The organism is Nonomuraea jabiensis (genome assembly GCF_014204795.1).
GTDB classification, from domain to species: domain Bacteria; phylum Actinomycetota; class Actinomycetes; order Streptosporangiales; family Streptosporangiaceae; genus Nonomuraea; species Nonomuraea jabiensis.
Genome location: NZ_JACHMB010000001.1, coordinates 6,498,717 through 6,518,434, shown reverse-complemented (window position 1 = coordinate 6,518,434; position 19,718 = coordinate 6,498,717). Strand labels below are relative to the sequence as shown.

Below are 19,718 nucleotides of genomic sequence, written 5' to 3'. Positions count from 1 at the left end.
GCCCCTGTGATGACGATCGCGCCGGTGGCGGTGGTCGGCGGCGGCCTGGCCGGCATCACGGCCGCCCTCGCGCTCGCGGAGGCCGGCTGCCCCGTGACGCTGTACGAGGCCCGCCCGAGGCTGGGCGGCGCCACGTACTCCTTCCGGCGCGGCGGGCTGACGGTGGACAACGGCCAGCACGTCTTCCTGCGCTGCTGCACGGCGTACCGGGGGCTCCTGGAACGGCTCGGCGGCACCGCGCTGGTCGGCCTGCAGAGCCGCTTCGACGTGCGGGTGCTCGGCGCGGCGGGCCGGTCGGGGCGGCTGCGCCGCGCCGCGTTGCCCGGCCCGCTCCACTTCGTGCCCGCGCTCGCGCGATACCGCCTGCTCGGGCCGGGCGACCGGCTCCAGGCCCTGCGCGGCTCGCTCGCGCTGAGCAGGCTCGACCCGGCCGATCCGGCTCTCGACACCGTGACGTTCGGGAGCTGGCTGGCGGCGCACGGCCAGCGGGACCCGGTCCGGCAGGCCCTCTGGGACCTGCTCGCGGTCGCGGCCCTGAACACGGGGGTCGAGCAGGCCGCGCTCGGCCCGGCGGTGAAGGTGTTCAAGACCGCCCTGCTCGGCCGGCCGGACGCGGCCGACCTGGGCATCCCCCTGGTCCCGCTCGGCGAGCTGCACGACACCGCCGCCAGGGCCGCCATCGCGGGACGCGGCGGCGCGGTGCGCCTGTCGGCGAAGGTCACCGCCATCGAGCCGGGGCCGGCCGTCGTCGTGGACGGCGTACGGGTCCCGGCGTCGGCGGTCGTCGTGGCGACGCGCCACGAGCAGGCCGCGAAGCTGGTCCCCGCGGCGGCGGCGCCCGCCCGGGACGGGTGGAGCGCCCTGGACGCGAGCCCCATCATCAACGTCCACGCGGTCTACGACCGGCCGGTCATGCGGGCGCCGTTCGTCGCGGTCACCGGCTCGCCGGTGCAGTGGGTGTTCGACAAGACCCGCGTCGCCGGGCTCGGCGAGGGACAGTACCTGACGGTGTCGGTGTCGGTCGCGGACGCGTGGATCGACCGGCCGACCGCCGACCTGCGCGAGACCTTCGTCCCGGCGCTGCGCTCGGTGTTCCCGGCCGCGCGCGAGGCCAGGATGACCGACTTCTTCGTCACCAGGGAACGGCGCGCGACGTTCCGCCAGGCCCCCGGCAGCGGGGCGCTCCGGCCGGGCAGCGCCACCCGGTGGCCCGGCCTCTATCTGGCCGGCGCCTGGACCGACACCGGCTGGCCGGACACGATGGAGGGCGCCGTGCGCAGCGGACTGCACGCCGCACGCCTGGTCAGACGCCATGTGAGAGACCAGGAGAGCGTGTCATGACCCTGACCCTGCCGCCGGCGGAGGCCGCCCGCGAGCTCGTCGAGCCGGTGCTGCGCGAGGCCGTCGGCCACCTCGATCCGCGCATCGCCCGCGTCGCCCGCTACCACTTCGGCTGGACCGACGGCGACGGCCGGCCCCGCGCGGCCGGCGGCAAGGCGCTGCGGCCCACGCTCGCGGTGCTGTCGGCCCGGGCCGCCGGGGCGGACCTCGACCGGTGCCTGCCGGCCGCCGCCGCGGTGGAGCTGGTGCACGCCTTCTCCCTCCTGCACGACGACGTCATGGACGACGACCCGGTGCGCCGGCACCACCCGGCCGCCTGGACGGTCTTCGGCCGCGCCCAGGCGATCCTGTGCGGCAACGCGCTGTTCGCCCTGGCGCTGGAGCTGCTGCTGGAACAGGGCACCCCCGGCTACGCGGCCGCCGCCCGCGCGCTCAACCGCGCCACGCTCTCGCTCATCGCGGGCCAGACCCTGGATCTGGAGTTCCAGGACCGCGACGACGTGACGCGGGAGGAGTGCCTGCTGATGTCGCGGCACAAGACCGCCTCGCTGCTGGCCTGCGCCTGCTCGATCGGCGTCACGGCGGCGGAGGGTCCCGCCGCGCTGGCCGAGGCTCTGGACGCGTTCGGCACCGAGGCCGGGCTGGCCTTCCAGCTGACCGACGACCTGCTCGGCATCTGGGGACGGCCCGAGGTGACGGGCAAGCCGGTGCTGGCGGACCTGCGGACCCGCAAGAAGAGCCTGCCCGTGGTCGCCGCGCTCACCAGCCGTACGGGGGCCGGACGCCGCCTCGCCGAGGTGCTGGCCATGCCCGGGGAGCTGACGGAGGCCGACCTGCGCGACGCCGCCCACCTGGTCGAGCAGGCCGGCGGCCGGGCGTGGGCCGAGCTGGAGGCCCGGCGGCGCCTCGACGCCGCGGCCCGGTGCCTCGACGCCGCGGACATGCCCGCGGACGTGCGCGCCGAATTCCGGAACATCGCCCGATTCATCACATCCAGGGACCACTGACATGACCACCCTCGAGACGACCCCGAGCCTGCTCACCGACGCCGAGCAGGCCCTCCGGGCCGCCTGCGACCACCTGATCGGCCTGCGGTCGCCGGAGGGCTGGTGGAAGGGCGAGCTGCAGACGAACGTGTCCATGGACGCGGAGGATCTGCTGCTGCGGCAGTTCCTCGGCATCCGCACCGAGCAGGACACGGCGGAGGCCGCCCGGTGGATCCGTTCGGAGCAGCGGGCCGACGGCACGTGGGCCAACTTCCACGAGGGGCCCGCGGAGCTGTCCACCACGGTCGAGGCGTACACCGCGCTGCGGCTGGCGGGCGATCCGCCCGACGCGGAGCACATGCGGGCCGCCTCCGAGCAGGTCCGGGCCATGGGCGGGATCGAGGCGAGCCGGGTGTTCACCCGGATCTGGCTGGCCCTGTTCGGGGAGTGGTCGTGGCGGGACCTGCCGGTCATGCCCCCCGAGATGATCTTCCTGCCCTCGTGGTTCCCGCTCAACGTCTACGACTGGGCCTGCTGGGCCAGGCAGACGATCGTGCCCCTGACCGTCGTGACCGCGTACCGGCCGGTGCGCGGGCTCCCGTTCCAGCTGCCCGAGCTGCGGACCGGCCGGGCGCCGCACCGTGCCGCGGGCGGGGGCTGGGAGGCGGCGTTCGGCGCGCTGGACCGGGCGTTGCACCGGTACGAGCGGCGCCCGTCGCGGGCCCTTCGGCGGGCCGCGCTGAGGCGCGCCGTCGGCTGGGTCGTCGCCCGCCAGGAGGCCGACGGCTCCTGGGGCGGCATCCAGCCGCCGTGGGTGTACTCGATCATCGCGCTCCACCTCTCCGGCTACGACCTGGACCACCCGGTGATGCGCAAGGCGATCGGGGGGCTCGACCGGTTCACCGTCCGCGACGAGAAGGGCCGCCGGTTGGAGGCGTGCCAGTCCCCCGTGTGGGACACGGCGCTGGCGATCAACGCGCTGCTCGACGCGGGCACCCCCGCCGATCATCCGGCCGTCACCGGGGCCGCCGACTGGCTGCTGCGCGAGGAGGTCACGAGGACGGGAGACTGGGCGGTGCGCCGGCCGGGCCTGCCGCCCGGCGGATGGGCGTTCGAGTTCGACAACGACGGCTATCCCGACATCGACGACACCGCGGAGGTGGTGCTCGCGCTGCGCCGGCTGGAGCGCCCCGGCGCGCGGCCGGCGATCGAGCGCGGGGTCCGCTGGATGGCCGGCATGGCGAGCGCCGACGGCGGCTTCGCGGCGTTCGACGCCGACAACGACCGCGCGCTCTGCACCAAGCTGCCCTTCTGCGACTTCGGCGCGGTGATCGACCCGCCGTCCGCCGACGTCACCGCGCACGTCGTCGAAGCCCTCGCCAAGGAGCGGCCGGGCTCCGCCGTGCTGCGCAGGGCCGTGATCTGGCTGCTCAGGGCGCAGGAGGAGGACGGGTCGTGGTTCGGCCGCTGGGGCGCGAACCACGTCTACGGCACCGGGGCCGCCGTGCCCGCCCTGGTCGCCGCGGGCGTCCGTCCGGGACATGCCTCCGTACGCCGGGCCGTCGCCTGGCTGGAACGCCACCAGAACGATGACGGCGGCTGGGGCGAGGACCTGCGCTCCTACCGGGACCCGGCCTGGATCGGCCGCGGGGCCTCGACCGCCTCGCAGACCGCCTGGGCGCTGCTGGCCCTGCTCGCCGCCGGCGAGCGCTCCCCGGCGGTCGAAAGGGGGGTGCGCTGGCTGGTCGACCGGCAGCGGCCGGACGGCACCTGGGACGAGCCGTACTTCACGGGCACGGGTTTCCCCGGCGACTTCTACATCAACTACCACCTCTACCGGCTCGTCTTCCCGATCAGCGCCCTCGGGCGCTACCTGCGCCGCGAGGAGGAGCTGTCATGACGGGGCTGCTGATCTGCGCCGCGCTCGGGATCGAGGCCCGCGCGATCAGGCGCGGCCTGCCGGCTTCGATGACGGTGCCGTCCGCTCGGAGCCACCGCGCCAGGGTCGTCGTCACCGGGATCGGCCCGCGGCGGGCGGCCCGCGCGGCCGCGGGCCTGGCCTGGAAGGAGCCGGTGGCCGTGGTCGGCTTCGGCGGCGCCGCCGGCAGGAGCCTGCGGCCCGGCGACGTCCTGGTGGCGAGCGAGGTCCGGTTCAGGGGACGCGTCCATCCCTGCCCGTCCGCTCCCCTCCTCGCGGCCGAGCTGGCCGGCGCCGGGCTGCCCGCCGAGGTCGGGCCGCTGGTCACCGCCGATCGCGTGGTGCGCGGCGCGGAGCGGCATCGCCTGGCCGCGGAGGGCGCGTACGCCGTGGACATGGAGACCGGCCCGCTGGCCCGCGCCGCCGCGGGACGCCCGCTGGCCGCCGTGCGGGTCATCGTCGACACGCCCGAGGCGCCGCTGCTGAGCCTGGGCACGCTCGCCCGCGGCGTCGCCGCCCGCCGCACGCTCGCCGCCATCGGCCCCGTCCTGGTGCGCTGGGCGGCGGCGCTACCCGAGGAAGTGCTGTCATGACCATCCCGCTCCGGCAGAGCCTGCGCGTCGGCGGCTACATCCTGCGCCAGCGGCTGCGGGGACGGACCAAGTTCCCGCTGCTGGTGGAGCTGGAGCCGCTGTTCGCGTGCAACCTCAAATGCTCCGGGTGCGGCAAGATCCAGCATCCCGCCGACGTGCTGAAGCAGCGCATGCCGGTGGAGCAGGCCGTCGCCGCGATCCAGGAGTGCGGCGCCCCCATGGTGTCCATCGCCGGCGGGGAGCCGCTCATGCACCCGCAGATCGGCGAGCTGGTCCGCCGGCTCGTCGGCATGAAGAAGTACGTGTTCCTGTGCACGAACGCGCTGCTGATCCCCAAGAAGATCGACGAGTTCGTGCCCTCGCGCTACTTCACCTGGACCGTGCACATCGACGGCGTGCGCGAGCGCCACGACGCCTCGGTGTGCAAGGAGGGCGTCTTCGACGAGGCGGTCGCCGCCGTGCGCGAGTGCCAGCGGCGCGGCTTCCGGGTCACCACGAACACCACGTTCTTCTCCACCGACAGCCCGCGGACCGTCATCGAGGTGCTCGACTACCTCAACGACGAGCTCGCCGTCGACCAGATGATGATCTCTCCCGCGTACGCGTACGAGAAGGCGCCCGTGCAGGACCGCTTCATGGGCGTGCGGGAGACGCGGGAGCTGTTCCGCGCGGCCTTCGCCGACGGTCGGCGGCGGCGCTGGCGGTTCAACCACTCGCCGCTGTTCCTGGACTTCCTGGAGGGCCGGATCGAGCTGCCGTGCACCGCCTGGGCGATCCCGTCGTACTCGCTGTTCGGCTGGCAGCGGCCCTGCTACCTGATGGCGGACGGGTACGCGCGGACCTACCGCGAGCTGATCGAGGACACCGACTGGACGGCCTACGGCCGGGGCCGCGACCCCCGGTGCGACAACTGCATGGCGCACTGCGGATACGAGCCGACCGCCGTCCTGGCCACGATCGGGTCGCTGAAGGAGTCACTGCGCGCCATCAGGAGCGGCTGACCCCTCCATGCGCCCGAACCGCCGCGCGAGCACCCGGAACGCGCCGGGGGCCGCCCCGCGCAGCCTGGCCGGCGCCCGCAGCCACCCCGGCACGAACGACTCCGGCCGCCCGTCCCTGATCGCCGCCACGATCGCCCGCGCCACCCGCTCCGGCGCGATCGGCGCCGGCCAGCCGCGCGTGTACGGGGCGCCGCGCCGTACGAAGAAGGGGGTGTCCACCACCCCGGGCAGCAGGACGGACACGCCGACCCCCGGCACGTGGTGCAGCTCGTGGCGCAGCCCCTCCGCGAAGGCCATCAGCCCCGCCTTCGTCGCCGAGTAGACGGCCTCGTGCGCCACGCCCACCGCCCCGGCGATGGAGGCCACGAACACGAGGTGCCCGCGGCCCGCCGCCACCATCCCCGGCAGCAGCAGCCGCGTGAGCGCGATCGGCGCGGCGAGGTTGACCGCCAGCAGCTTCTCGACGCTGCCGGCCGGCATCCGCACGAACGGCCCCGCCCACCCCACGCCGGCGTTGTTCACCAGGACGTCGACGTGCCCGCTCCGCTCGGCCAGCTCCTCGGCCCGGGTGGCGACGTCGCACACCAGCACGCGCCCGCCGGTGGCCGCGGCGACGGCCGCCAGCCGCTCGCGGTCGCGCCCGGCCAGCGTCAGGCGCGCGCCGGTGCCCGCCAGCGCCCGCGCGGTGGCCGCCCCGATGCCGGAGGAGGCCCCGGTGACGAGGACGTGGGCGTCGGCGAGCCTCATGGCGTCACCTGTCTTCCGTAGCTGTGCGTATCACGACGTACAGTCGTGTGCTTTCCACTCCCCCACCGTCCCAACCGGATGCGGACACCGGTCTGGGGGCAGGTCACGGACGCGGTGTGGCGGCCATGATGGTCGCCGCGAGCGCCGTTCGGTGGTCCTTGGCCCAGGGCGGGCCGAGGGTCGCACGCGGGCCGTGCAGGACCTCAGTGGCCCGCTCGGCGAGGATCCCGGCCGCCTGGTCCTCCACGTCCTTGGCGTCGTAGAAGTGGACGGCCCAGCCGCGTGCGTGGGCGGCCTCGGCCAGGATCTGGCGGTACATGACGGAGTCCGCCCTGGCCTCGTACGGCGCGCGGCGCTGGACGGCGATGTCGTCGGGGAAGTCGAGCGGCCAGGCCCGGAGCGAGAGCGAGACGATCGGTTCGGGCAGCGCGGACGCGAGGTCGTCCAGCGCGGCCGACGTCGCCCGGGCCGCCGACGCCCGGACGCGGGCCACCAGTGCGGAGACCGCGGCGTCGTCGAGGCGTCTGCCGTCGTGGTGGATGGGCGCCGCCGGCACGCCGGGCTCGATCAGTTCGATCCGCCGGCGGTCCACCACCTGGTGGTCGGCCGATGCCGTGACCGCCACGGCCCAGCCGAAATGATGGGCTATCCCCACGCGCATGGCCCGATTATGCTCCGGCCCCTTTGGGCCCGGGCGGCGCGGGCGGCTTAAAGGGGTTGATCATCACGCGGTGAACAGCTAACGTCTACCCTCGGTAGCGATCGCGTGTTCGAATGTCTGCCCGAAAATCATTGACTGATCTGGAGATTTGAGCGATGAAGCGAACTTCAGTTGCATTACTCGTCGGGTTGCTGGGGTCCGGTCTCGTGGCCTCGCCGGCCGGGGCCGCCAGTGTGTGGAGCGCTCCTCTGGCCTCTCAGACGACCGCCGTCGAGGCCGCGACGTTCTGGCTCGGCGATGGCGGCGCCAACCTGAAGAACGCCACTCCGTACAGCGTCCAGACGGCCGTCGACGATGTCAGCCCCAGGGGTGACGTGCCCGCCGACGGCAAGCCCGGCAGTGTCCCGCCGATAGCGCCGGCCACCCCCGGCGAGGCGAACGCCACCTCCGGCAAGGTGTTCTTCGTCGGCGCCGACGGCCTGCCGCACTGGTGCACGGGCACCGCCGTACAGTCGCAGTACCGCAACCTGGTCGCCACGGCCGCGCACTGCGTGTACGACACCCAGCGCTCCGACGCCACCCTCGGCAAGTGGGTCTTCGTTCCCGGCTACTCCGACGGCACCGCCCCCCGGGGCCTGTACGTCGGGAAGCAGGCTTTCACCCACTACGACTTCCCCGCCTACGGCGACTACGACCGCGACTACGCCTTCGTCAACGTCTACAGCGGCCTGGTCTCCTCCGCCTCGGGCGAGCTGAGCAACGGCGGAAGGCTGGTCGACAGCGTCGGCGGGCAGGGCCTGGCCTGGAACCAGCCGCTGGGCTCCTCGGTCGAGGTCCTCGGCTACCCGGCCGGCTCCCACCCCGACGGCAAGCAGTTCTACACGGGCGACAGCCTCGAATCGTCCAAGGGCGACACGACCGCCGCCATGGCCCCCAGCGTGAAGGCCGAGGAGCTCGCCGCCGTCGGGTCCCCGTTCACCGGTGAAGGCGCCCTCGGCTCCTCCTGGCTGCTCCACTATGACAAGAGCAGCCGCACGGGCCTCCTCAACGGCATCACCGCCGGCGTCTCCGACACCGACGGCAACCTCCGTTACGACACGAGCCTGTCGCCGTACTTCGACGGCGAGCTGTCGGAGGTCTACCGGGCCGCCGCCACCATGTGGAGCGGCACGGTTCTGCCCGCGTAAAGCGGCCTGACGACGGGGCATGAACGCCGGCCGGCGCCGCGCTTATGGGCGGCGGCCGGTATAGGAAGACCGGCTCCGTCCGGGCCGCCCCGGCGAACCGGCACCAAGCGGTATACAGAATGGACGACGGTGTGCCGCGGCCGTGTTTCCGCCGGCGATTTCCGGCGACGCCCGGACGGCGCCGCCGCCGGCCCGGCCACCGCGTCCCGCCCTCGCCCCGGCCCGCGCCGGGCGCGGTGGCGGGGTCGCGGGGCCACGGGGCGGACGGACGGATCGAGCGGATCGAACGGCGGGCGGTTCGTGCCCGTGACCGTCGAGACGCTGATCAGCGGCACGCCGGGCGGCGGTGGAACCCGCGCCGACCCGGTGCGAGAGCTGTCACGGGCGGCGGATTCTTTTACCGGCGGGCGTCAGGCCGAAAATTTAATGGCAGATTTACCCGGGGTCGGAATTCAGCGTCGAGGCAGTTCGACGGAGTCGTAAGAATTGTTGGTGTCGTCGTGTACGCCGAGTGTGGTAATCGCTGCTTTCCTCATATTTCCAAGGTAAATGCAAACGCCCCGTCAGGCAATAAGCCAGCCAGGCCCAAATGCGACGAATTATTCATTCTGAATCGACCGACAATGCCGCGCTGATTTCCCGGTCGCCGACGCGGATCTGGACGGCCGCCAGAGCGATGAGCGCCTGCTCCTCGAGCTGGCGGAACCCCCAGCGGCGCGCGTCGTTGAGCGCCTCGTGGCCGTGGGCGGACGCCCGTTCCAGGTTCCCCAGATCGCAATGGGCGCCGGCCAGCCCGATGAGGGACTCCAGCCGGGGCTGCCGGTTGCCGACCTCGCGGGCGATGTCCAGCGCTCTGCCGTGCTCCTCGGCCGCCTGCTCCGGGCGCCCCCGCCGAGTGCGTACGGTGGCGCGGGTGTTGAGCGTGTCGGCCTCGGCCCGGCGGTCGCCGATCGCGACGGACAGCTCCACCGCGCGGTCGGCGAGTTCGAGGGCGTCGTCGTACCGGCCGGCGTCACGGTGGACCGCGGCCAGCGCGTTCAGGACCAGGACCTCCCCGTAGCGGTTGCCCGACTGGCGGAAGATGGGCAGGGCGCGGTCGAGGTAGTCCAGCGCGCGGTCGAGTTCGCCGAGATCGTGGTAGATCTCGCCCATGTTCTCCAGCGCGATCGCCTCGCCGTTGCGGTAGGCGGCCTGCTGGTAGCGCGCCAGGGCCTCGTGCTGGAGTTCGGCCGCCCGCGCCAGTTGCCCCTGGCTCCGGTAGACCATGCTGAGGTTGGCCAGGCTGGTGGCGTGGATGGTGCGCTGGCCGGTCTGCCGGGCGATCGCGATGGCCTGGCTGTAGTGGTCGGCGGCCTCCTGCAGGGAGCCCAGCTTCCAGTGCACGTTGCCGAGGTTGTTGAGCACCGCGCACTCGCACTCGCGCCACCCGGCGCGCTGGGCGAGCTTCAGGGCCTGCGCATAGTGGGCCAGGGACTGCGGGTGCATGCCCCGGCTCTGGTAGACCTGCGCCATGCTGAGCTCCGTGGCGGCCTGGGCGGTGAGGTCGCCGTCGAGGCTGGCGGCCGAGCGCGCGGCCTCGGCGACGGCCTGCCAGTCGTTGGGGTCGCGCCGCAGCGACAGGTAGCCGCGCAGCGTGTCGGCCAGCCGCCAGGCCACCTCCCGGGGGCCGTGCGCGGCCGCGTACGTGATGGCCGCGATGAGGCCGGAGCGCTCCGCGTCGAGCCACGCCAGCGCGCTCGCGGGCTCCTCGAACGTCAGCGGGGACAGCTGCCGCGCCGGTCCCGCCAGCTGCAGGGCCTGCGGGTAGAGCAGGCGTTTGGCCTCGTCGGCGACCCTGAGATAGAAGTCGAACAGGCGCGGGAGCGCGGTCGTCCGCTCGGTCCCGTTCGCGTTGTCCCTGGCGTAGAGCCTGATCAGGTCGTGGAACCCGTACCGGCCCGGAGCGGTCTGCAGGATCAGGTGCGTGCGCTCCAGCCGGTCCAGGGCCCGCCGCACCTGGTCGGCCGGGGCGGCGGCCAGCGCCGCGGCGGCCTGCGGGGTCAGGTCGGGGCACGGGCTCAGGCCCAGCAGCCGGAACAGGCGCTGGTCCGGCTCGTCGAGGGCCGCGTACGACAGGTCGAACGCGGCCCGAACGGCGGCCCGGCCGTCCCCGTCGACCTGCAGGGCGTTCAGGCGATCGCTTCCGGCGAGCTCGGTGACGCCGTCGATGATGGCGCGCGTCGGCTGCCGGGACAGGTTGATGGCGGCGATCCGCAGCGCGAGCGGCAGGTAGTCGCACAGCAGCGCCAGCCTGGCGGCGGCGTCCGCCTCCTGCCGTACGCGGTCGGCGCCGAGTATCCGGGCCAGCAGGGTCCGCGCCTCGACCGGGTCCAGCACGGCCAGCGGGAGCGGCCGGGCGCCGTCGAGGGCGACGAGGCCGCTCAGCCGGTCCCGGCTGGTCACCAGGGCCAGGCAGTCGGTGGCGCCGGGGAGCAGCGGGCGGACCTGCTCCGGCGTCGCCGCGTTGTCGAGCAGGACCAGGACGCGTTTGCTGGCCAGGAGGGTCCGGTAGAGGGCGGCCGCCTCGTCCGCGTCCCCGGGCACGTGCTCGGGGGCGACCCCGAGGGAGCGCAGCAGGCGGGCCAGCGCCTGCTCCGGCCGCATCGGCGGCCCGGTGGCGAAGCCGCGCAGGTCGACGTACAGCTGGCCGTCGGGGAAACGATCGCGGATCCGGTGCGCCCAGTACAGGGCCAGGGCGGTCTTGCCGACCCCGGCGGCGCCGGTGATCGCGATCGTGACCGGCGTGCTCGTGTGGTCCTGAACGTGCTCGTCCAGCCACCTGAGCTGCCCGGCCCGGCCGGTGAAGTCGGAGACGGACCGCGGCAGCTGCGCCGGCACCGCCGGCGGCGCGGGGCCGGCCGCCAGGACGCGGTCGGGCTGCGGCAGCAGCACCGGGTCGTTGCGCAGGATGGCCACCTCGAGCCGCTGGAGTTCGAGGCTGGGATCGATGCCGAGCTCGTCCGCCAGGCGGCGGCGGGCTTTCCTGGCCGCCTCCAGGGCCGTGTGCGTCTGCCCGCTGCGGTAAAGGGCGATCATCAGCTGGCAGGTCAGCCGTTCGCGGAACGGATGGCATCGGGTCAGCTCGGTCAGCTCGTCCAGCAGCTGGCGGTGGCGGCCCAGCCGTAACCCGGCGTCGATCCTGTCCTCCAGCGCCACCAGCCGCGACTCCTCCAGGCCGCTGCCCAGGCGCTCCTGGGTCTCTGGAGGCGCCGTCCCGGCCAGCACGGGGCCGCGCCACAGGCTGAGGCCCTGGTCGAGCAGCGCCACCCGGCGCTCGTCGTCGGGTTCCGCCCGGGCCCGCTGCACCAGGCCGCGGAAGCGGTGGGCGTCGATCCGCTCCGGGTCGGTGCGCAGGACGTATCCCGCGCCCTGCGCCGTCAGTGTGGCCTCGGCCTGGGCGGGGTCGGCGCTGGCCAGGATCGAGCGGAGCTGGGAGACCGACACCCGGATCGCGTGCTGTGCCGTACGCGGGCGCGACCCCGGCCAGTTCAGCTCGACCAGCCGCTCCACCGTCACGGGATGGTTGGCCTCCAGAGCCAGAACCGCGAATGTCAGCCGCTGTTTGCGTGGGCCCAGTCCGACGCGCTGCCCGTTCGAGTAGGCTTCGACGGCTCCGAGCAAGCGGAACTCCAACATGAGTCACACTCCGGTTTGGATTTCGCTCTCATGGTCTGTCAGGCGTTGGCGTTTCTCAAGACCTCGAAATCAGTCTCCGGCGGCGCTTTGATCGGACTCTGAAGTAACTATGAACGCCCTCTCCCACTATTTACTCGGAGCCAGAACAATGACGCTGAGGGTGGGCAATGGCTGATTTTCCGGCTGTCGCGGAGTCGCCGCCGCGGACCTTCCGGCTGGCGCACGCCTCACGGGGCGCGGTCATGGACTCGGCCCGGCTGGCGCTGCCGTGCGCGATCACCCGTGAGTGGGCCTGGGGATCGGCCACCGGCTCCGGCGTGCGCATCTGCCTGATCGACAGCGGGGTCGACGCGCACCACCCGGCCTTCACCAGGCCGATCACCCCGCTCACGGTGACGGCTGACGGTTCGGACGTCGTGCCGGACGAGGTCGGCGACCAGGCGGGCCACGGGACGGCCTGCGCCGGCGTCATCCGGGCCATGGCCCCGGACTGCGAGCTGACCAGCGTCCGCGTGCTCGGCAGCGGGCTGCAGGGCCGCGGCGAGGTGCTGCTGGCGGCGCTGGAGTGGGCCATCGAGCAGGGCTTCTCGCTGGTCAACCTGAGCATGTCGACCCGCCGCGCCGAGCACAAGGAGGCCCTGCACGACCTCGTCGACAGGGCGTTCTTCGCCGGGGTCACCATCGTGGCCTCCGCCCACAACCGGCCGGTGCGCAGCTATCCCTGGCACTTCCCGAGCGTGATCTCGGTGGGTTCGCACACCTTGGCCCTCGCCGAGCACATCGAGTGCAACCCGGAGCCCCCGGCCGAGTTCTTCGCTCGCGGGATCGGGGTGGAGGTGCCGCTGCCCGGCGGCGGAACCTCCCGCCTGACCGGCAACAGCTTCGCCACACCGCACATCACCGGGCTGTGCGCGCGCGTCCTGCAGCGGCACCCGGGCCTTGCCACCGGCCAGCTCAAGCACGTGCTGGCGGCCGTCGCGAACAACCGGACATGAGGAGGCCACCCATGGGCGTGGGCATCCCTGATTCCCTGACCTCCTCGCTGGGGCGGCTGCTGCGCCCCACCGAGCACGACGAGTTGCTGAGGTCGGCCGTACGGCTGGCCCGGCTGACGTTCTCGGCCTCGGCCGCGTCGGTGTTCCTGTACGACGAGGAACGCGACCGGCTGGTGTTCGAGGCGTCGTCCGGGGAGGGCGAGGACCGGCTGCTCGGCGTCGCCATCCCGACCGGGCGCGGCGTCGCCGGGTGGGTGTTCCAGACCGGCGAGACCGTGCTGCTCAGCGACGTCCAGGCGGATCCGCGCTTCGACCGGGAGTTCGCGCAGAGCACCGGATACGTGCCGAAGGTCCTGATGGCGGCCCCGCTGGAGCTCGAGGACCGCACGATCGGCGTGATGGAGGTGCTCGACCCGGCGCTGCAGCGGTTCGGGGAGATGGCGGCCATCGACCTGTTCACCGAGCTGGCCGCCCAGTCGGCGATCACGCTCATGCTCATGGCCGCCGCCCGCTCGCTTACCCGGAGCGCCAGGGAGGGTCTCACGCCGTGGAGCCGGCTGGAGATCGCGCTCAGCCGTACGGAGGCCTCCGACGCCGCGGTGGACGAGCTGCTCAACGCGCTGAGCAAGTTCGTCACCGCCACCACGGGCCACGGAGTGACCTGATGCATCTGGCCGAGATGGCGGTGCTGCGCTCCGTGCCCGCCGCGGGCGTCTTCCTCGCCCTCACCCGCCGCTGCCCGCTGTCGTGCGCGCACTGCTCGACGGAGTCCGCCATGGACGGCGCGGAGCACGCGGAACGGCCTTTCCGGCGGCTGGTCGCGTCCTTCACCAGGCAGGAGCGTCCGGAGTTCATCGCCATGTCCGGGGGTGAGGCGCTCCTGCGGCCGCGCCTGGTGCGCGACCTCGCCGACTCGGCGCGGCTGTCGGGGACGAGGTCGTACCTGCTGTCCGGGCTGTACTTCGCCCGGGACGGGCACGCGGTGCCGGCGGCCCTGCGGGCGGCCATCTCGGCGGTCGATCACTTCGCGGTCAGTCTCGACCGCTTCCACGAGCGGGAGGTGGGCCGGCGCGCGGCCTTCCGGGTGCTGCACGAGATCCGCTCGTGGGGGCCGCGGGTGAGCGTGCAGATCACCGGGGACGGCGGCGCGGACCCCTACGTCGCGGACCTGGTGCGCGAGGTGCGGGAGGAGTTCGCCGACCAGGTGCCCATGCTCGTGGTGCCGCTCCGGCCGGTCGGGCGCGCGAAAGCTCTGGACGGCCCGGCCGCCGGCCCCGGGGTGCGGCACGCCGGGCCCGCGCCGTGCGAGATGGCGGCCTGGCCGCTGGTCACCTACGACGGGACGGTCCTCACCTGCTGCAACGACGACCTCGCCGCCGCCGCCCGCCCGCCGCACCTGGTGCTCGGGCACGCCGATCACGATCCCTGGCCGGTGCTGCGCCGGCGCCACCTGGACCGGCCGCTGGCGCGGGCCGTCCGGATGTTCGGGCCGCGCTACGCCAAGGCCCGGTTCGGATCGGGCGCCGTCGCCTCCGGCTACTGCGACGTCTGCGTCACCTTGCACCGGGACCGCGGGCTGGGCGAACGGGTCGCCGGGTATCTGGACTCGCCGGCCGGTCCGGCGATGGAGAGCGCCGTACGCGGCCTCGCGGAGCGGCACGGCCCGTACGGCTTCGCCCGCCGCCACGGCATCGCGCGCTACAGCGAGCTGGTGACGCTCGGCTGGGAGGGTCGGGAGCGGTGATGCGCCGGTTGAGGCTAGCGGACATCGAGCGGCTGCGCCGTACGCGCGGCCGCACCGTGCTGCTCTACCTCACCGATCGGTGCCCGGTCGGGTGCGCCCACTGTTCCGTCGCCGCGCTCCCGGCCGGCCCGCGCATCACCGACCACCGCCTCTTCGCGGACATCCTGGCGGGGATCTGCGCCGAACCCGGCATCGAGGCCGTCGCGATCTCGGGCGGCGAGCCGTTCGCCGAGCGTCGCGGGCTGGTCCTCGCCGTGAACGCGTTCGCGGACGCGGGCAAGGACGTCGTGCTGTTCTCCAGCGGCCACTGGGCGTCGGGGCCCCGATGCCCGCGGTGGATCAGGCGGGTGCTGGAACGGTCCTCGACCGTGATCCTGAGCACGGACCGCTTCCACCAGGCCGCCGTCGACCGGCGGCGGTTCGGCGGCGCCGTCGCCCACGCGGCGGGGGCCGGCTGCCACATCGTCCTCCAGCTCCTGGACGAGCCCGGCGCGGTGCCGTTCGCCGAGGAGGTCCTCCGCGACACGCTGGGGGACGGCTGGGCCGAGCGCGCGGAGATCACGCTGATCACCCCGCTGCGGGCGGGCCGGGGCAGCGGCGTCTTCGCGATCGGGCGCCGCTACGGCGTCGCCGAGCTGGGCCCGTGCCCGCTGACCGCGTCGCCGACCGTCCGCTACGACGGCGTGATCACGGGCTGCTGCAACGAGAGCGTCATCACGGGCGGCGGCCCCGGCGGGCTGCGCCGGCGGGCGACCGGCGCGGCGGAGGTGCGCGCCGCGCTGGCCGCGTTCCGCGACGACCCGCTGCTGCGCGCCGTCGGCTCGGTCCGGCCGGACGACCTGGTACGGCTGCCGCCGTTCGCCGCGCTCGCCCGCGGCCGCTACCCGGACGTCTGCGGCCTGTGCTGGCGACTTCACGAGAGCGCCGGGGACGACGGATCCCGGTTGCTGACCGCCCTCATGGGCCAGGAAGGCGGGACATGACCACCAGCGTGCGTCTGATGGCCAAGATCGACCTCGTCATGCCCGCGCTGCTGGCCAGGACGGAGCGGATGTGGCGGCATCCCGCGCCGCGCGAGCTCTATCTGGAGTGGCTCAGGGCCCTGCACGGCATGCTGCGCGCGACCGTACCGCTCATCCTCGACGCCACCACGGCGTGCCTGGCGCGCGACGACGAGATCGCGCGGGGCGTCGCCGTCTATCTCGCCCGCCACGTGCACGAGGAGTACGGCCACGACCAGGACGTGGTGAACGACTACGCCCGCGCGGGAGGCGACGCCGGGACCCTGTTCACGGACCCGCCGCCGCCGTGCGTCGCCGCGGTGGTCGGCAGCCAGTACTACTGGATCAGGCACGTCCACCCGGTGGCGCTGCTCGGGCACGTCGCCGTCCTGGAGGGCTACCCGCCCCCTCCCGATCTGGCGCCCCTGCTCTCCCGGCGCACGGGCCTGCCGCTGGACGCGTTCCGCACGCTGGTGACCCATGCCGTCGTGGACGGCACGCACCGCGAGGAGCTGTGGCGCGCGATCGACCGGCTCCCGCTCACCCCCGAGGCGGAGTCGCTGATCGGTCTGAGCGCGCTCAACACGGCATACGGCCTGGCGCAGCTCGTAGACGCCGTCCAACTGCGCGCGAACGCCGCAGGAAAGGAGAGGTCATGGCGACCATCGACCAATTGGAAGCCGCCGGTTTCGACCTGACGACCGCGTCAGGGGACCAGATCGCGGTGCTGCAGTCGCTCAGCGACGAGGAACTCCAGGTGCTCGTCTCCATCAAGGCACGCATGGAGGAGGCCGCGGACGTCGAAGCGCATGCGTACGCGAGCGGCGGCTGGTGCTGGTGACCGGTGATGCGACCCTGCGCTCAATGCGGCGGTGAGAATCCCGCCGCCGCCCGCTTCTGCATGTCGTGCGGCAGCGCCCTGTCCCCCGCGTCCGCCCCCCGCACCACCCTGCGGTTCGTGACCGTGCTCTTCGGCGACGTGGCCGGCTCGACGGAGCTCGCGCGCGGCCTCAGCCCCGAGGTCTGGCAGAGCACGCTGGCCACGTACTTCGCCGACGTGAGCCGCGCGGCGACCGAGCACGGCGGGCGGGTGGAGAAGTTCATCGGGGACGCCGTGGTCGCGGTCTTCGGGGTGGAGGCCACCCACGAGGACGACGCGGTCCGCGCGGTGGACTGTGCCCGGGTCTCCCTGGAGAGGATCGCGCGCCAGGCCGCCGACCTGCGCCGTACGCGGGGAGTGGACTTCTCGGTCCGCTTCGGGATCGCCTCGGGACAGGTCGCCCTCTCCGAGCGGGACTCGTCGTTCGCGATCGGCGAGGTCATGAACCGCGCCGCCCGGCTCCAGGCCGCCGCCCCGGCCGACGGCATCGTCATGGACGTGCGGACCTGGCTGCTGGTGCGGGGAACCGTACCCACCCGGCCCGTCGAGCCGATCGCGGCCAAGGGCTTCAGCCGGCCGCTGCGGGCGTGGCGGATCGCCGACGCCGCGGAAGGGCACGCCGGCGAGGCGCGCACGCCGCTGGTGGATCGCCGTTCCGAGCTGGACGAGCTCGTCACCGCGCTGCGGGCCGGCCTGCGCAGGCCGGGCGTGCCCGCCGTGGTGCTGGCCGGCGAGCCGGGCGTCGGGAAGTCCCGGCTGGTGGCCGAGGCGGCGCGGCGGATGGCGCCGGACGCGCGGTTCCTGACCCTGCGCTGCCGGCGCGACGGGCGGCGGCTGGGCTACTGGCCCCTCTACCAGCTGGCCGAGGCCCTGGGGGGAGACGTGCCCAGGGGGCAGGGGCCCCAGGGCAAGGAGGAGATCTTCTGGACGCTGCGGGAGCTGCTGCGGGAGGCGGCGGACCGGCGTCCGGTCGTCCTCGTCCTCGACGACTGCCAGTGGATGTCCCCGGCGGTGCGCGAGTTCGCGGACGGCCTCGACGATCCGGACCTGGACGTCCGGGCCGTGCTGATGCTCAGCGGCCGGGTGGACGAGCCGCCGCTGGCCCGCGGGCCGGTGGCCACGCTGCGCGTCCCGCCCCTCGGCCCGGCGGACGCCCAGGAGCTGGCGGTGACCGTCGCCGCCCGGCTCGGGCCGCTCCCGCCGGGCGACGACCTCGCCCGGCGCAGCGCCGGCAACCCGCTCTACCTCGAACAGCTCGCCTACCTGCAGGTGGACGCCGAGGGCCGGACCGATCTCATTGCGCCGAGCGCGGAGGCGGCGGTGGGCGCCCGCCTCGACCACCTGGGCGTGGACGCCCAGCGGCTGCTCGCCATCGCCAGCGCGCTCGGCGGCAGCTGCGTCGCCGGGGACCTGGAGAGGGTCGCCGCGGCCCTCGACCCGCCGCTCGACCAGACCTTCGACGAGACGCTCGCCCAGCTGCTCGGTGACGGGCTGCTGGTCACCCGGGCGGGCTCGGCCGGCGAGCTGGAGGTCGAGTCGCCGGTCGTCGCCGAGGTCGCGTACGGCAGACTGCCACTCGCCGACCGCGCCCACGTGCACGCCCAGGTTGCGGACCTGGCCGAGGCCCGCGTCGACCGCCATCCGTCGGAGATCGAGCTGTGCGCCCTGAACGCCGGGCGCGCGCACGCCGCCTGGCTCGAACTGCGCCCGGGCGGGCCGGAGGAGCGGCACGCCGCCGCCCGCGCGGCGCGTGCCCTGTGTGCCGCCGCCCAGTTCGCGGTCTCGCGCGGCGACCTGTCGATGGCGCTGCAGACCGCGAGCCAGGTCGCCGGGCTCGACGCCGGCCTGCCCGGCCTCGAACTGGAGATCGCGGCCGTCGAGACGTACGCCACGGCCGCCGCCGGGAGGGCCGACGAGACCCTGGCCCGGATCGCGGAGGCCAGGAAGCGCTGGGACACCGGCGGCAACCTGGCGGCCGCGGTGCAGCTCACCCTCAACGAGGCGGTGGCCCGCTCCACGATGACCGGGCGATGGCACCGGTCCCTGATCGGCCAGGCGCGCGAGCTGGCCTACCGGGCCGACGACCCGGCGGCGTACGCCAGGGTGCTGCTGCTCGAAGGCATCGGGCACATGGAGGACGGCGACTACGTGACGGCCGAAGGCGTGCTGCACGAGGCGTTCGGGCACGCGCGGCGGGCGCGCTGGTGCTTCGGCGCCACCGAGATCTACGGCAACCTGGCGCTCTGCCTCGCCTACGGCGACACCCCCGCCCCGGCGGCCACGGCGATCTGCGCGCAGCTGCACGCCGAGCTCAAGGACGCCCACACGGTACGCGCGGCCGTCGGCTGCCCGGCGGCCCTGCTCGCGGACATGACGTGCGACTCGGCCGCCGCCACGAACCTGCTCGACGAGGGCCGGTCCATCCTGGCCGGGATCGGGCACCAGCCCGGCCTGGCGGGGCTCGACATGTTCCGCGCGACCCTCGCGGAGCGGCACGGCGACCACGACGGCGCCGGGCAGGCCCTGGACCGCGCCATCCGGCGGTTCGACGCGATCGGGTTCAGCGCGGGCGCGCAGTCGGCCAGGCTCTGGCACGCGACGTTCGGCGGGTACGGCCCGCCCGGCGCGCGGAACGGGGACGGCCCACCCGGCGCACAGATCGCGGACGGCCCGCCCGACACGGGCCCGTCCGGTGCGCAGAGCGCCGGCAGCTGGGATATCGAGGTCCTGACCGAGCAGGCCGCCGCGGCCGCCGCGCTCCGCGAGGGCCGCCCGGACGCGGCCGCCGGGCACGTGGCCCGCGCCGGCGCCCGGCTCGACGGGGTACACGGGGCGGGCGCCAGGATCACGCCCCTGCTCGTGTCGCTGCGGCTGGCGGCCCGCTGCCGGGACCGCGGGCTCGTCGAGCGGGTCGCCGGCCTCGCCCGGGCGGACGCCGAGGTGAAACGCGACGTCAGAGCCCTGCGAACGATCGACGCGCTCGTATGAG

General features: G+C 74.1%; 16 protein-coding genes. 13 read left to right on the top strand and 3 right to left on the bottom strand.

Annotated elements, in window-relative coordinates:
• Nucleotides 1-9: 9 nt before the first annotated feature.
• From hpnE to hpnH, 5 genes are read left to right on the top strand one after another with little or no spacing between them, the layout of a single operon-like run.
• Complete coding sequence (gene hpnE, locus HD596_RS29760) at nt 10-1,341, top strand: hydroxysqualene dehydroxylase HpnE (RefSeq protein WP_185072591.1); 1,332 nt, start codon at nt 10-12, stop codon at nt 1,339-1,341.
• The gene (locus HD596_RS29755) at nt 1,338-2,348 is read left to right on the top strand and encodes a polyprenyl synthetase family protein (protein ID WP_185072590.1); all 1,011 of its coding nucleotides are present in this window, start codon (nt 1,338-1,340) and stop codon (nt 2,346-2,348) included. The genes hpnE and HD596_RS29755 overlap by 4 nt, the downstream gene beginning before the upstream one ends.
• Nucleotide 2,349: 1 nt before the next feature.
• Nucleotides 2,350-4,227, top strand: coding sequence for a squalene--hopene cyclase (shc, locus tag HD596_RS29750; protein ID WP_185072589.1), 1,878 nt, complete (start codon nt 2,350-2,352; stop codon nt 4,225-4,227).
• A complete protein-coding gene (locus HD596_RS29745; protein ID WP_185072588.1) occupies nt 4,224-4,838 on the top strand; it encodes a phosphorylase family protein in 615 nt (204 codons plus the stop codon). The genes shc and HD596_RS29745 overlap by 4 nt, the downstream gene beginning before the upstream one ends.
• On the top strand, nt 4,835-5,839 hold the full coding sequence (gene hpnH, locus HD596_RS29740) for an adenosyl-hopene transferase HpnH (protein WP_185072587.1): 1,005 nt from the start codon (nt 4,835-4,837) through the stop codon (nt 5,837-5,839). Before HD596_RS29745 ends, hpnH begins: the two co-directional genes overlap by 4 nt.
• On the opposite strand, the gene HD596_RS29735 is transcribed toward hpnH, so the two are convergent.
• Nucleotides 5,813-6,586, bottom strand: coding sequence for an SDR family NAD(P)-dependent oxidoreductase (locus HD596_RS29735; protein WP_185072586.1), 774 nt, complete (start codon nt 6,584-6,586; stop codon nt 5,813-5,815). The genes hpnH and HD596_RS29735 overlap by 27 nt on opposite strands.
• A gap of 103 nt (nt 6,587-6,689) precedes the next feature.
• Complete coding sequence (locus tag HD596_RS29730; protein WP_185072585.1) at nt 6,690-7,247, bottom strand: hypothetical protein; 558 nt, start codon at nt 7,245-7,247, stop codon at nt 6,690-6,692.
• A 155-nt stretch (nt 7,248-7,402) separates the two neighbouring features.
• Between HD596_RS29730 and HD596_RS29725 the strand changes: the two genes are divergently transcribed.
• A complete protein-coding gene (locus tag HD596_RS29725) occupies nt 7,403-8,434 on the top strand; it encodes a trypsin-like serine peptidase (RefSeq protein ID WP_185072584.1) in 1,032 nt (343 codons plus the stop codon).
• Nucleotides 8,435-9,037: 603 nt separating this feature from the next.
• Here HD596_RS29725 and HD596_RS29720 read toward each other — a convergent pair.
• On the bottom strand, nt 9,038-12,109 hold the full coding sequence (locus HD596_RS29720; RefSeq protein ID WP_185072583.1) for an AfsR/SARP family transcriptional regulator: 3,072 nt from the start codon (nt 12,107-12,109) through the stop codon (nt 9,038-9,040).
• 167 nt (nt 12,110-12,276) lie between these two features.
• Here HD596_RS29720 and HD596_RS29715 point away from each other — a divergent pair, with 167 nt between their 5' ends.
• The 7 genes from HD596_RS29715 to HD596_RS29685 all read left to right on the top strand — a co-directional run bounded on the left by HD596_RS29715 (nt 12,277) and on the right by HD596_RS29685 (nt 19,717).
• On the top strand, nt 12,277-13,104 hold the full coding sequence (locus HD596_RS29715; RefSeq protein WP_185072582.1) for a S8 family serine peptidase: 828 nt from the start codon (nt 12,277-12,279) through the stop codon (nt 13,102-13,104).
• A gap of 11 nt (nt 13,105-13,115) precedes the next feature.
• Nucleotides 13,116-13,769, top strand: coding sequence for a GAF domain-containing protein (locus tag HD596_RS29710; RefSeq protein WP_185072581.1), 654 nt, complete (start codon nt 13,116-13,118; stop codon nt 13,767-13,769).
• A complete protein-coding gene (locus HD596_RS29705; protein ID WP_185072580.1) occupies nt 13,769-14,848 on the top strand; it encodes a radical SAM protein in 1,080 nt (359 codons plus the stop codon). Before HD596_RS29710 ends, HD596_RS29705 begins: the two co-directional genes overlap by 1 nt.
• 8 nt (nt 14,849-14,856) lie before the next feature.
• Entirely contained in the window at nt 14,857-15,831 is a 975-nt protein-coding gene (locus HD596_RS29700) for a radical SAM family protein (RefSeq protein WP_221519582.1), read from the top strand.
• Nucleotides 15,828-16,547: an iron-containing redox enzyme family protein gene (locus HD596_RS29695; protein WP_185072578.1), complete on the top strand. Its 720-nt coding sequence runs from the start codon at nt 15,828-15,830 to the stop codon at nt 16,545-16,547. The genes HD596_RS29700 and HD596_RS29695 overlap by 4 nt, the downstream gene beginning before the upstream one ends.
• Nucleotides 16,505-16,690 (top strand): aroma-sacti cluster domain-containing protein, encoded by a 186-nt coding sequence (locus HD596_RS29690; RefSeq protein ID WP_185072577.1) that lies wholly within the window; start codon nt 16,505-16,507, stop codon nt 16,688-16,690. The genes HD596_RS29695 and HD596_RS29690 overlap by 43 nt, the downstream gene beginning before the upstream one ends.
• A gap of 117 nt (nt 16,691-16,807) precedes the next feature.
• Nucleotides 16,808-19,717, top strand: coding sequence for an adenylate/guanylate cyclase domain-containing protein (locus tag HD596_RS29685; protein ID WP_185072576.1), 2,910 nt, complete (start codon nt 16,808-16,810; stop codon nt 19,715-19,717).
• Nucleotide 19,718 lies beyond the last annotated feature (1 nt).

Excerpts from the sequence above, each read along its gene's own strand:
- hpnE (WP_185072591.1), top strand. The coding sequence starts at position 10 with ATGACGATCGCGCCGGTGGCGGTGGTCGGCGGCGGCCTGGCCGGCATC.
- HD596_RS29755 (WP_185072590.1), top strand. The coding sequence starts at position 1,338 with ATGACCCTGACCCTGCCGCCGGCGGAGGCCGCCCGCGAGCTCGTCGAG.
- shc (WP_185072589.1), top strand. The coding sequence starts at position 2,350 with ATGACCACCCTCGAGACGACCCCGAGCCTGCTCACCGACGCCGAGCAG.
- HD596_RS29745 (WP_185072588.1), top strand. The coding sequence starts at position 4,224 with ATGACGGGGCTGCTGATCTGCGCCGCGCTCGGGATCGAGGCCCGCGCG.
- hpnH (WP_185072587.1), top strand. The coding sequence starts at position 4,835 with ATGACCATCCCGCTCCGGCAGAGCCTGCGCGTCGGCGGCTACATCCTG.
- HD596_RS29735 (WP_185072586.1), bottom strand. The coding sequence starts at position 6,586 with ATGAGGCTCGCCGACGCCCACGTCCTCGTCACCGGGGCCTCCTCCGGC.
- HD596_RS29730 (WP_185072585.1), bottom strand. The coding sequence starts at position 7,247 with ATGCGCGTGGGGATAGCCCATCATTTCGGCTGGGCCGTGGCGGTCACG.
- HD596_RS29725 (WP_185072584.1), top strand. The coding sequence starts at position 7,403 with ATGAAGCGAACTTCAGTTGCATTACTCGTCGGGTTGCTGGGGTCCGGT.
- HD596_RS29720 (WP_185072583.1), bottom strand. The coding sequence starts at position 12,109 with ATGTTGGAGTTCCGCTTGCTCGGAGCCGTCGAAGCCTACTCGAACGGG.
- HD596_RS29715 (WP_185072582.1), top strand. The coding sequence starts at position 12,277 with ATGGCTGATTTTCCGGCTGTCGCGGAGTCGCCGCCGCGGACCTTCCGG.
- HD596_RS29710 (WP_185072581.1), top strand. The coding sequence starts at position 13,116 with ATGGGCGTGGGCATCCCTGATTCCCTGACCTCCTCGCTGGGGCGGCTG.
- HD596_RS29705 (WP_185072580.1), top strand. The coding sequence starts at position 13,769 with ATGCATCTGGCCGAGATGGCGGTGCTGCGCTCCGTGCCCGCCGCGGGC.
- HD596_RS29695 (WP_185072578.1), top strand. The coding sequence starts at position 15,828 with ATGACCACCAGCGTGCGTCTGATGGCCAAGATCGACCTCGTCATGCCC.
- HD596_RS29690 (WP_185072577.1), top strand. The coding sequence starts at position 16,505 with ATGGCGACCATCGACCAATTGGAAGCCGCCGGTTTCGACCTGACGACC.